Origin of the sequence: Pseudomonas sp. SK2 (genome assembly GCF_016772395.1) — a bacterium.
In the GTDB taxonomy this organism is placed as follows: domain Bacteria; phylum Pseudomonadota; class Gammaproteobacteria; order Pseudomonadales; family Pseudomonadaceae; genus Aquipseudomonas; species Aquipseudomonas taiwanensis.
In genome coordinates, this window is the sequence record NZ_CP061944.1 from 3,271,991 (window position 1) to 3,283,789 (window position 11,799).

Annotated in this window: 11 protein-coding genes; 5 read left to right on the forward strand and 6 right to left on the reverse strand. The window is 62.0% G+C overall.

Features of this window, described 5'->3' with window-relative positions; genetic code table 11:
- Positions 1-144: 144 nt before the first annotated feature.
- The gene (locus IF103_RS14660) at positions 145-582 is read left to right on the forward strand and encodes a carboxymuconolactone decarboxylase family protein (RefSeq protein ID WP_023381137.1); all 438 of its coding nucleotides are present in this window, start codon (positions 145-147) and stop codon (positions 580-582) included.
- Here the strand turns inward: IF103_RS14660 and IF103_RS14665 are convergent, their stop codons facing one another.
- A complete protein-coding gene (locus IF103_RS14665; protein WP_202675440.1) occupies positions 583-1,602 on the reverse strand; it encodes an AraC family transcriptional regulator in 1,020 nt (339 codons plus the stop codon).
- 169 nt (positions 1,603-1,771) lie between these two features.
- On the opposite strand from IF103_RS14665, the gene IF103_RS14670 reads away from it, so the two are divergent.
- From IF103_RS14670 to IF103_RS14680, 3 genes are read left to right on the forward strand one after another with little or no spacing between them, the layout of a single operon-like run.
- Positions 1,772-2,956 (forward strand): acetyl-CoA C-acyltransferase family protein, encoded by a 1,185-nt coding sequence (locus tag IF103_RS14670; protein ID WP_202675441.1) that lies wholly within the window; start codon positions 1,772-1,774, stop codon positions 2,954-2,956.
- 13 nt (positions 2,957-2,969) lie between these two features.
- Entirely contained in the window at positions 2,970-3,818 is an 849-nt protein-coding gene (locus tag IF103_RS14675) for a 3-hydroxybutyryl-CoA dehydrogenase (protein WP_023381140.1), read from the forward strand.
- 12 nt (positions 3,819-3,830) lie between these two features.
- Complete coding sequence (locus IF103_RS14680; RefSeq protein ID WP_023381141.1) at positions 3,831-4,412, forward strand: TetR/AcrR family transcriptional regulator; 582 nt, start codon at positions 3,831-3,833, stop codon at positions 4,410-4,412.
- A 250-nt stretch (positions 4,413-4,662) separates the two neighbouring features.
- On the opposite strand, the gene IF103_RS14685 is transcribed toward IF103_RS14680, so the two are convergent.
- From IF103_RS14685 to IF103_RS14705, 5 genes are read right to left on the reverse strand one after another with little or no spacing between them, the layout of a single operon-like run.
- Entirely contained in the window at positions 4,663-5,040 is a 378-nt protein-coding gene (locus tag IF103_RS14685; protein WP_023381142.1) for a response regulator, read from the reverse strand.
- Positions 5,041-5,084: 44 nt separating this feature from the next.
- Entirely contained in the window at positions 5,085-6,311 is a 1,227-nt protein-coding gene (locus tag IF103_RS14690; protein ID WP_023381143.1) for a hybrid sensor histidine kinase/response regulator, read from the reverse strand.
- Positions 6,281-6,880 (reverse strand): chemotaxis protein CheB, encoded by a 600-nt coding sequence (locus IF103_RS14695; protein ID WP_023381144.1) that lies wholly within the window; start codon positions 6,878-6,880, stop codon positions 6,281-6,283. Before IF103_RS14695 ends, IF103_RS14690 begins: the two co-directional genes overlap by 31 nt.
- Complete coding sequence (locus tag IF103_RS14700) at positions 6,877-7,698, reverse strand: CheR family methyltransferase (protein ID WP_023381145.1); 822 nt, start codon at positions 7,696-7,698, stop codon at positions 6,877-6,879. Before IF103_RS14700 ends, IF103_RS14695 begins: the two co-directional genes overlap by 4 nt.
- Complete coding sequence (locus IF103_RS14705) at positions 7,695-11,162, reverse strand: response regulator (protein ID WP_202675442.1); 3,468 nt, start codon at positions 11,160-11,162, stop codon at positions 7,695-7,697. Before IF103_RS14705 ends, IF103_RS14700 begins: the two co-directional genes overlap by 4 nt.
- A gap of 257 nt (positions 11,163-11,419) precedes the next feature.
- Between IF103_RS14705 and IF103_RS14710 the strand changes: the two genes are divergently transcribed.
- Positions 11,420-11,770 (forward strand): response regulator, encoded by a 351-nt coding sequence (locus IF103_RS14710; RefSeq protein ID WP_023381147.1) that lies wholly within the window; start codon positions 11,420-11,422, stop codon positions 11,768-11,770.
- The last annotated feature ends 29 nt before the right edge of the window (positions 11,771-11,799 follow it).

An 11,799-nucleotide genomic window follows, 5' to 3' on the forward strand; every position in this document is an offset into this window, starting at 1 on the left:
AGAGATTGGATGCCTGCCAGTGGCTACCCAAATGGGGCCATTGGCCTCCCTTGAAAGCGCGGGATTGGCTATCGGGTGAGCGCACGGGCACGGCTAAGGTAGCTGCATGTCCACACCCCTTCACACTTGAATACGGAGACTGTCATGCAAGCGCGCATCGAATGGGCCAAGCACGCCCCGCAAGCCTACAAAGCCATGGTCGGCCTGGAGCAGGCCCTGGCCAACAGTGGCCTGGAAAACTCACTGCTGGAGCTGGTGCGCCTGCGCGCATCGCAGATCAACGGCTGCGCCTACTGCGTGAACATGCACGCCAATGACGCGCGCATGGCCGGCGAAACCGAAGCACGCCTGCAAACCTTGAGCGTATGGCGCGAAACCCGTTACTTCACGCCACGCGAACGTGCAGCACTGGCCTGGGTAGAAAGCCTGACCCGCCTCGCCGAACACGGCGCACCGCAGGCGGAATACGACGCGCTGTTCGAACACTTCGAAGCCGAGGAAGTGGCCAACCTGACGCTGGCGATCGCCACCATCAATGCCTGGAACCGCTTCGGTGTTGGCTTTGCGATGGTGCCGGCCTGATCACTCGGTTCTGGCTACCGCCAAGCGCGCCCGGTAGGTACCCGGGCTCTGCCCCGTCCACTTCTTGAACGCCCGGTGGAACGCACTGGGCTCTTGAAAACCGGCCTGCTCGGCAATTTCGGCAATGCTCAAGGTGCCGTCGCGTAGGCGCTCGAAAGCCATGGCGCGACGTACCTCGTCCTTGATCTGCTGGTACGAGCGCCCTTCGCGTTCCAGTTGTCGACGGAAGGTGCTGGCACTAATGCCTTGCTGATCGGCCAGCACTGCCAATGTCGGCCATTGCCCGTATCCCCGCGCGCGCAGGTGACGGTACACCTCGGCCACCAGGCCATTCTGGTTGCGAAAGCGAATCACCAGCCCCTGGGGCGCACTGCGCAGAAAGGTCTTGAGACCGGCCAGGTCCTGTACCACCGGCAGACGCAACCAGGCGCTGTCGAACTCCACTTCGGTACGGCCGCTGCCCAGGCGCAGGTCCGGCCCCCACAGCAACAGGTCATCTTCCTGGGCCGGGCGCGCCACCGAGAGCTCGGTTCGGTCGATGGCAATGCGCTGACCGGCCAGCCAGCACGACAGACCGATCATCAGCACCAGGTAGGTTTCCTCGGCGTACACCCGGGTCAAAGGGTCGACGATGCTCGACTGTACGCTGATCACCGCCCGGCCGCCGCGTACCGTCAGGCTGCCGTGCAGGTCACGCAGGAACAGACTGAAATTGGCCATGCACTGGCGCAAGGCCTTTTCCAGGTTCGGTTCCTGGATCAGCCCACGGCAGATCAGGGCAAAACTGCCCAGCGGCATGCCGTGGCTGTCGAGACGGAAAAACTCATCGTCGAGCAGTTGAATCAGCTCTAGCCACAGCTGCGCGAAAGCCTTGGCCGGCACCCGCGCCTGGGGTTGCCCGAGCAGCGCCGGGTCAATGCCCACGGCACGCAGACGCGCATCGCGTTCATCGGGGCGATCACGCAAGGCATGAAGCATGGCATTGAGAAAGTACACCGCGACCGAATCGCTCTCGCGCATGGCGTTTTTCGCTGTCTATGCTGAGTGGCAAAAAATGCCAGGTTGACTGAACAGTTCCGGCATAGGCTCAAGCCCGGCCTTTGCCTAGACTCGGACCTAACCGACGGATCACCGGCCATTCTCGCAGAGCCTGGCCCGGTCCCGCCATGCCTTCGCAATCGGAGCCCCTATGAGCAGCGCAGAAATCTACGTCGTCAGTGCCGTCCGTTCAGCCATCGGTGGCTTTGGCGGATCCCTCAAGGACCTGCCGCTGGCCGACCTGGCCACCGCCGTGACCCGCGCCGCGATCGAGCGCTCGGGCGTGGCCGCCGACCAGATCGGCCATTTGGTGATGGCCAACGTCATTCCGACCGAGGCACGTGATGCCTACCTCAGCCGAGTGGCTGCGCTGAACGCGGGCCTTCCCAAGGAGACCCCCGCGTTCAACGTCAACCGCCTGTGCGGCTCCGGCCTGCAAGCCATCGTCTCGGCGGCCCAGTGCCTGCTGCTGGGCGATGCCGACGTCGCCGTGGCCGCGGGCGCCGAGTCGATGAGCCGTGGACCGTACCTGCTGCCTCAGGCCCGCTGGGGCGCACGCATGGGCGACCTGCAAGGCATCGACTACACCGTTGGTGTGCTGCACGATCCCTTCGAGCACTTCCACATGGGCATCACCGCCGAAAACGTCTCGGCCAAGCACGGCATCACCCGCGAAATGCAGGACGAACTGGCCCTGACCAGCCAGCGCCGCGCAGCGCGTGCCATCGCCGAAGGCCGTTTCGCCAGCCAGATCGTCCCGCTGGAGCTGAAAACGCGCAAAGGCAGCGTGCAGTTCAGCGTGGACGAGCATGTGCGCGGCGATGTAACTGCCGAGCAACTGGCCGGTATGAAGCCGGTGTTCAAGAAAGACGGTACCGTCACCGCTGGCAACGCCAGTGGCATCAACGACGGTGCTGCCGGCCTGGTCCTGGCTTCCGGCGAGGCGGTACGGCGCCTGGGCCTCAAGCCGCTGGCGCGCCTGGTGGCGTATGCCCATGCAGGCGTCGAGCCAGAGCTGATGGGCCTGGGCCCAATCCCAGCCACCCGCAAGGTCCTGGAAAAAGCCGGCCTGAACGTCAGCGACCTGGACGTGATCGAGTCCAACGAAGCCTTCGCCGCCCAGGCCTATGCCGTGGCGCGTGCGCTGGACTTCGACCCGGAAAAGGTCAACCCGAACGGCTCAGGTATCTCGCTTGGCCACCCCGTCGGCGCCACCGGGGCAATCATTGCCACCAAGGCCATCCATGAGTTGCATCGCATCCAGGGCCGCTATGCCCTGACGACCATGTGCATCGGCGGCGGCCAGGGTATCGCCATCGTCTTCGAACGCGTCTGAGGGAGCCAGGAACATGAGCATTGAACGAATCGCCGTGATCGGCGCTGGCACCATGGGCAATGGCATTGCCCAGGTTTGCGCAGTGGCGGGCTACCAGGTGCTACTGGTGGACGTTTCCGACGCAGCGCTGGAACGCGGTGTGGCGACCCTGAGCAAGAACCTCGAACGCCAGGTCAACAAAGGTACCTTGACCGCCGACCAGGCCCAGGGGGCGAAAACGCGTATCCGCACCAGCACCGACTACGCTCAGTTGAGCGGTGTACAACTGGTGATCGAGGCCGCCACCGAGAACTTGCAGCTCAAGCAACGCATCCTGCAGCAGGTGGCTGCCAATGTGGCTGCCGATTGCCTGATCGCCACCAACACCTCATCGCTCTCGGTCACCCAGCTGGCCGCGTGCATCGAGCACCCGGAACGCTTCATCGGCGTGCACTTCTTCAACCCGGTGCCGATGATGGCGCTGGTAGAGATCATTCGTGGCCTGCAGACCAGCGACAGCACCTATGCGCAGGCCCTGGTAGTCACCGAGAAGCTTGGCAAGACGCCGATCACCGCAGGTAACCGCCCAGGTTTCGTGGTCAACCGCATTCTGGTGCCGATGATCAATGAGGCGATTTTCGTGCGCCAGGAAGGCCTGGCCAGTGCCGAGGACATCGACACCGGTATGCGCCTGGGCTGCAACCAGCCGATCGGTCCGCTGGCGCTGGCCGACTTGATTGGCCTGGATACCCTGCTGGCGATCATGGAGGCCTTCCACGAGGGCTTCAACGACAGCAAGTACCGCCCTGCTCCGCTGCTTAAGGAAATGGTCGCGGCCGGTTGGCTGGGGCGCAAGAGCGGTCGTGGTTTCTTCACTTACTGAGGAGCGAATGCCATGCCACCTGTCACTGCCGAAATGCGCTGTAGCAACTTTGAAGAGCGGCGTGACAGGGCCATGGCACTGTTTGCCGAGAAAGGCTTCGGGCAGGTCAGCATGCGCGAACTGGCGGCGCACGTGGGGCTGACCGCAGGCTCGCTGTACCATCACTTTCCCAGCAAGCAGGACCTGCTGTACGACTTGATCGAGGAGTTGTACGAGGAACTGCAGGCGACGCTGGACCTGGGCCGTCGGGCCATGGCCCGGGGAGCATCGGCGCTGTCGTGCCTGATTGCCGCGCACTGGGAGCTGCATGTGCAGCGGCCCATGCAGTTTCGCCTGGCCGAACGCGATTTCTGTTGTCTGAGCGAGGCGCAACAGGCGCGCTTGAACGTGCTGCGCAAGCGCTACGAGTCGGGTTTGCTGCGCTTGATTGCGCCTCGGGCAACGCTGTCGGGGGACGCCCTGGCGGCGACGGCCCACGTGCTGGCGACCTTGCTCAACCAGTTGCCAGCACTTTTGCAGGCATTGCCACAGGAGCAAGGGCTGGGGTTGATGGAGGACCTGCTGGTGGGGGGGATAGAGCGCACATTGCGCTAAGCGCTGTACGAAAAGCCTTGAAACTCGGTGATGCTGCGTTGAAAACAGCCTCGGAATGCTCATTTACAACCCGTAAACTCCGCTTCCTCGGCTGTTTTCACCTTGCCTGACCTTCGTCTCAAGACTCTTCATACAGACCCTAGGCTGCTGTTTTTGAGTTACGTGCGGGTCTCTTCGCGGGTGAACGCGCGCCCACAGAGCTGCCACAGCCCTGGTGAGAGCGGGTTTCTCTGCGCAGAGGCCCGTCGCATCAGCGCAAAAGCGCTTGGATCTGCTCGCGCAGCGTATCCAGGTCGAACGGTTTGGCCAGGATCGGCGCCTTGCGCGCGATCGGGCTTCCTGATTCGAGAATCTCCGCCGGGTAGCCGCTGATGAAGATCACCTTCAAGTCCGGTCGCAACTTCACCGCAGGCTCGGCGATCTCAACGCCGGAGATGCCGCCCGGCAGGCGAAAATCGGTCACCATCAGGTCCAGGTGCGGTTTGCTCGCCAGAATGGCGAACGCTTGCTCACCATCCTCGGCCACCAGCACGTGGTAACCCTCGCCTGCCAGGTAGTCGCGCAGGATCATGCGAATCGCCGGTTCGTCCTCGACGATCAGTACCACATCTTGTGCATCTTCACTCATGACAACGCCTTGAAATTCTTTGAGTTGGCCTTCTGACCCCTGGCTCAGGCAGAGGTTGCCCGCAGCGGGTCGTTTTGTTCGGTCGTACGCGCCAGCGGCAATTGCACACTGAAGGTGGCACCCTGGCCTTCCTCGCTTTCGACCAGGATCCGCCCGCCATGGGCCTGGACGATCTGCTCGGAAATGTACAGTCCCAAGCCCAACCCACCACTGGCCTGATGCGCGGCAACCCGCTCGAACTGGTGGAAAATCCGCTGCTGGTTGTCCGCACTGACGCCGATACCCTGGTCCTGTACCTGCACCCAGGCCATGCCGTCCTGGGCGTAGACGCGCACCTGCACGGGGCGCCGCTCACCATAACGCAATGCGTTGGACAACAGGTTGGCCACCACTTGCTCAATCCGAAATTCGTCCCACTCGCCCTGCAGGGGCTCGCAGCGCAGCAGTTCGATGTGAGTGTCCAGGGCAGCGGCCTGGGCCGCGAAGTTTTCGACCAACCCACGCACCAACTGGCTCAGGTCGAACGGTTTGGGCCGCAGCGACAGTTTGCCGGTGCGAATGCGCGACACATCGAGCATGTCTTCGATCAGCCGGATCAGACTGTTGATCTGCCGCTCGTCGCGCTCGACCATGGCCTGCAGCTTGTCGGCGGTAAACGCTTCGAGCTTGCCTCGCGCCAGGTGCATCTTGCGCAACTGGGTTTCGAGGATCAGGCCATTGAGCGGGGTGCGCACTTCATGGGAAACGATCGACATGAAGTCGTCGCGCATGCGCACCGCCCGCTCCAGCTCTACCCGGGCCGTTTGCAGCTGGGCCAGCAGCACCTCCTGCTCCTGGCGGCTGCGCTCGAGGGCCTGCAACTGGCGGTCGAGGACCTTGCGTTGGCGGAACAGGTCGACGAAGACCGAGACCTTGCTCTTGACCGCCAGGGTATCGAGCGGTTTGTGCAGGAAATCCACGGCACCGCTTTCATAACCCTTGAACGCGTAGTTCAGTTCACGACCCGCGGCGCTGACGAACACGATGGGGATGTTGCGGGTCTTGTCGGTGCCGCGCATCAGCTCGGCCAGTTCGAAGCCATTCATGCCCGGCATCTGCACATCGAGAATCGCCAGGGCGAATTCGTGCTCCAGCAGAAGCGACAGCGCCGCTTCAGCCGAACGGGCCTGGTGCACTTCACGATCGTCGCCCTGGATCAGGGCTTCGAGGGCCAGCAGGTTTTCCGGCAGGTCGTCGACGATCAGCAGTTTGGCGATGATGTTGCTTGACATGCGCTGGGTTCCAGGTTGGCGAGCAACTGCTCGATACCGCTCAAAGGAAGAATCAGGTCCGGGCGATGCAAAGCCAGTGCGGCTTCCGGCATCAACGCCACCTGTGCGTCATCGGGGTCCTGGACCACGGTCCGGCCTCCGGATTGTTTGATGTAGGCAAGCCCTTCGGCGCCATCTTCGTTGGCGCCGGTGAGCAACACGCCGAGCAGCCCGGCACCAAAGGCATCAGCTGCCGACATGAACAAAAAATCTATCGCCGGCCGCGAGAAATGCACCGGGGCTTCCTGGCTCAGCGACAGGCTCAGGTCACGTTCGACCGACAGATGGTAACCGGGCCCGGCGACATAGATCTGGCCGGGGCGGATGGTCTGCTTGTCGCAAGCCTCATGCACCGGCCGCTGCAATCGTCGTTGCAACACTTCAGCCAAGTGACTGTGGCGGTCACCCGGCAGGTGCAGCACGCACAAAATGGGTATGGCGAAGTTTTTCGGCAGTGCGCCAAGCACCTGCAACAGCGCCGTGACGCCTCCCGCCGAGGCCCCCATGACCACCGCTTGTACGCCCTTCATGATTTACGGTAGATCCGTTCGGGCTTGACCAGCGGCTCGAACCGGTCGCTGTAAGCCGAAAAGTCCACCGATTCCTTGCTGCCGAGCAACAGGAACCCCCGGTGACACAAGGACTCATGAAACAGGCCCAGGGCCCGGTCCTGCAATTGCTTGTTGAAGTAGATCAGGACGTTGCGACATGACACCAGCTGGGTTTCCGAGAACACGCTGTCGGTGGCCAGGCTGTGGTCGGCGAACGTCACGTTCTCGCGCAGGCTACTGTCCATGATGGCGTTGCCATAGGCTGCGGTGTAGTACTCGGAAAAATCCCGGCGCCCACCGGCCAGGCGGTAGTTCGCTTCGTACTCGCGCATGCTCTTGATCGAGTAGATGCCCTGCTTGGCCTTCTCTAGCGAGTGCGGGTTGATATCGGTGGCATACAGGATGGTGCGGTCGAGCAGGCCCTCCTCGCGCAGCAGGATGGCCATGGAGTAAACCTCCTCGCCTGTGCTGCAACCGGCGATCCACACCTTGATCGAAGGCCAGGTGCGCAGCAGCGGCACTACTTCGTTGCGCAAGGCCAGGAAGTGCTCGGGGTCGCGAAACATCTCGCTGACAGGGATCGTCAGGTACTGCAGCAACTGCATGAACATGCCGGGGTCGTGCAGCACCCGCTCCTGCAGCGCCGATACGGTCATGCACTCGAACTGGCGCAGCGCATGGAGGACCCGGCGCTTGATGGAAGCGCCGGAGTAATTGCGAAAGTCATAGCTGTACTTGAGGTAGATCGCCTCGATCAGCAGCCGGATCTCGATATCGGTGTTGCGTTCGCTAGTCAAATTCGCTCCAGTTGCGGCAGCCAGACACGAATCAGCGAGAACAGTCGGTCCAGGTCGATCGGTTTGGCCAGGTAGTCGTTTGCACCCGCCTGCAGGCAACGCTGCTGGTCATCCTTCATGGCCTTGGCGGTCACGGCGATGATCGGCAGCTTACGCCAACGCGGCTGCTGGCGAATCAGCCGGGTGGCTTCAAAGCCGTCCATTTCCGGCATCATCACGTCCATCAGCACCAGGTCGATGTCGTCGCGCTGCTCCAGGCGCTCGATGGCCTCACGCCCGTTGCGGCCGATCTCGACGATCGCGCCCTTGTGCTCCAGGGCACTGGTCAACGCGAAAATGTTGCGCACATCGTCGTCCACCAGCAACAGCTTGCGCCCCTCGAAGACTCTGTCGCGGCTGCGGGCAGTCTTGAGCATGCGCTGGCGTTCATGTGACAACTGCGACTCGACTTTGTGCAGGAACAGCGTCACTTCGTCCAGCAGACGTTCCGGAGAACGCGCGCCCTTGATAATGATCGAGCGCGAGTACTTGAGCAGGTCGGCTTCTTCCTCGCGCGTGAGGTTGCGTCCGGTATAGACGATCACTGGCGGGAAACTGCGGATGTCCTCGGCGGTCATGCGTTTGAGCAACTCGTTACCTTGCATGTCCGGCAGCTTCAGGTCGATGATCATGCAGTCGTAGATGTTCTCGCGCAACAGCTCCAGCGCTTCCTGCGCCATGGCCACGGCGGTGATCTCGACATCGTCGTCGCCGATCAACCGGGCAATGCTCTCGCGCTGCAGGTCATCGTCCTCGACCAGCAGGATGTGCTTGAGCTTCTGGGTCAGCTTGGCTTCCAGGCGGGCGAACACCTCCTTGAGTTCATCACGGCTGGTGGGCTTGACCGCATACCCCACCGCGCCCATGTGCATGGCCGCCTCGACCCGGTCTTCCACCGAGATGATATGCACCGGAATGTGCCGGGTCATGGCCTGTTCCTTGAGACGCTGCAGCACGGTAAGGCCGGAGTGGTCAGGCAGCCGCATGTCCAGCAGGATGGCATCGGGGATGTACTGCACCGCGAGCTCGAAGCCTTCATCGGCCCCCTGGGCCACCAGGCAGCTGTATCCGAGCTCGTGCGCCAGGTCGAAGAGGATGCGGGCGAAGTTCGGCTCATCCTCGATCACCAGGATGCAACGATTGTCGAACGGCGCTTGTCCACGGTCATCGTCGAACGCCGGTTTCGGGCGCTTCGGCGCGCTGGGTTGACTGACCTGGGGCGCAGGTGGCAGCGCATCCACCGCCGGGCGCAGGCTTTGCGGCTCGATCACCTGATCCTGGGCCTCATAGCGCTCAGGCAGGATCAGACTGAACACACTGCCCTGGCCTGGGCTGCTGTCGACGCTGATCTGCCCACCCAGCAGATGCGCCAGGTCGCGGGAAATCGACAGACCGAGGCCAGTGCCACCGTAGCGCCGGTTGCTGCTGCCATCGACCTGGTGGAAGGCGCCGAAGATCGCCTCTTGCTGATCGGCGGCAATGCCGATGCCGCTGTCGCGCACCGCGAAGACGATGCCGGTGCCCGCCTGGTGGCTGATGTCCAGGCTGACCTGACCGTGATCGGTGAACTTGATGGCGTTGGACAGCAGGTTCTTGAGGATCTGCTCCAGACGCTGGCGGTCGGTGAACACGGTGACCGGAACCGACGGCTCGACCCGCACGGCAAAGGCGAGGCCTTTGTTCTCGGCCAGCGGCAGGAACATACCTTTCAGGCCGTCTACCAGGCGCTCGACCTGGGTAGTTTCGGGACGGACTTCCAACTTGCCGGCCTCGACCTTGGCGATGTCGAGAATGTCGTTGATCAGGTTCAACAGATCGTTGCCGGCCGAATAGATCGATTCGGCGAACTTGACCTGCTCTTCGCTGAGGTTGCCCTCGCCGTTCTCGGCCAGCAGCTTGGCCAGGATCAGCGAGCTGTTGAGGGGCGTACGCAGCTCGTGGGACATGTTGGCGAGGAACTCGGACTTGTACTTGCTCGAGCGCTGCAGATCATCGGCACGGGCTTGAAGCTCCTGCTGGGCCTGGTTCAGTTCATCATTCTTGCGGTTCAGCGCGTCGGTTCGCTCGGACAGCTGTTCGTTGGTCTGTTCCAGTTCCGCCTGCTGGGTCTCCAGATACGCCTGGGACTCCTTGAGCACGCGGGATTGCTCTTCAAGCTCTTCGTTGGCGGTCTTGAGCTCTTCCTGCTGGACTTGCAACTCTTCATTGAGCTGCTGAGTCTCGGCCAGCACCTCCTGCAAACGTTGACGATAGCGGGCGCTTTCGATGGAGATGCCCAGGTTGCCGCAGACGCGATCGAGCAACTCGTCATCCCGCGTTTGCAGCGGACGCAAAAAGCCCAGCTCGATCACGCCGTTGACCCGGCCATCATCGCTGGTCGGCATCAGCAGCGCACTGCGCGGCAGGCCGCTGCCCAAGCCGGAACTGAGACGGTAGTAATCGGCAGGCAAGTCGTCCAGGCGCAACAAGCGCCCTTGACGCACTGCCTGGGCCATCAGCCCTTCACTGTCGCCCAGCACCTGCTCGCGGGCCTGCTCCTCGGCATCCAGGCCGTAGCTGGCCACGCGCATCAGCCGCCCATGCTCGTCTCGCACGTACACCGCACCGACCACACTGCCCAGGTACCTGGCGAAAAAGCGCAGGATATTGTCGCCTAGCATCGGCAGGGTCAACTGCCCCAGCACCTGCTCGGCCAACTGGGTCTGGCCGTTGCGCAGCCAGGCCTGATGTTCGAGGCGTTCAGCCGAGCGCTGCTGTGCCAGCAGGTTATCGTTGTAACTGGTGGACAGCGAAAGCAGGTCACGCCGGCCCAGGTAGGCCAACAAGGCAGTGAGCCCGACGATCAGCAGCACGAACGCGGATATGGCCGTCACCGTGACGGTACTGACCTTTTCGTTGCGTGCCGAGCGCAACTGCTGTTCGGTGAGAATCAGGTCATCGAACTCCTTACGGATCTCGTCAGTGATGCGCTTGCCGCGACCACTGCCTATCAAGGCCTGGTAATTGCCCTGATCGCGACGCAACGCGATCATTCCACTGCCGAATTCGTTCCAGGCCTGCTGCAGGGCGATCAAGCGGTCGATGCGATCGACCTGCTGCGCGTTGTCCCCGACCAGTTCGCGCAAACTTTTCAGGCTACCCAGAACGCGTGGCTTGGCCACCTCGTAGGGATCGAGGAAACGTTCTTCACCGGTCAGCAGAAAACCCCGCATTCCAGTTTCCATGTCGATCGAGAGCTTGAGCGTTTCATTGGCATTGCCAATCACTCGGTCGGTATGCTCCACCCATTGCATGGCCGACAGCAGGTAGTTGATCACCGTGACGAAGGCCACGGCGCCCAGCAGGCCTACGCCCAAGGGCAGGCTGATGTTACGAGCCAACAGTTTGCGGAAACTTTTCTGGTCCATGGAGGCGGCCTGAGTCATGAGATAACGCCCGAGCAAAAATTAAAGTCCATTGAAACGGTGTAGCGGCCAGTTTCCATTATCTCCAGCCACTTTGCTCACCAGTTACAGCGAGTCTAACCAGCTTTGCCCAGTCTGGCAGGGCATTTAGCCAGTATTTGAAGGTGACGAACACGAATCGTTCCCTCCCATCGCGTCGGTCGGTATCCTCGGGGGAACTTCTATCATCGCCCGATGAACAGATATACAGACACTCCCCTCTCAACAGGACCTGAACCATGCCCCTATTGGTAGTCGAAGACGACGACATCGTACGTTTGCTGATCGTCGAAGTGCTCGACGAAATGGGCTACACCATCGTTCAAGCGGCAGATGCCACCGAAGCCCTGCGCGTGCTTGAAGATGACGGTCAGCCGCTGGATCTACTGATGACCGATGTCGGGTTGCCGGACATGCGTGGCGAAGATCTGGCGAAACAAGCCCGCAAGATCCGGCCCTCCCTGCCGGTGTTGTTCGCCAGCGGTTATGCCGAAAGTGTCGACGTGCCCGAGGGCATGCACTTGATTGGCAAGCCCTTCAGCATCGATCAGTTGCGTGACAAGGTGATGGCGATTCTGGGCGCGCCCTGACCTCGAATTCAAGGTGGCCGTCCAAGCGG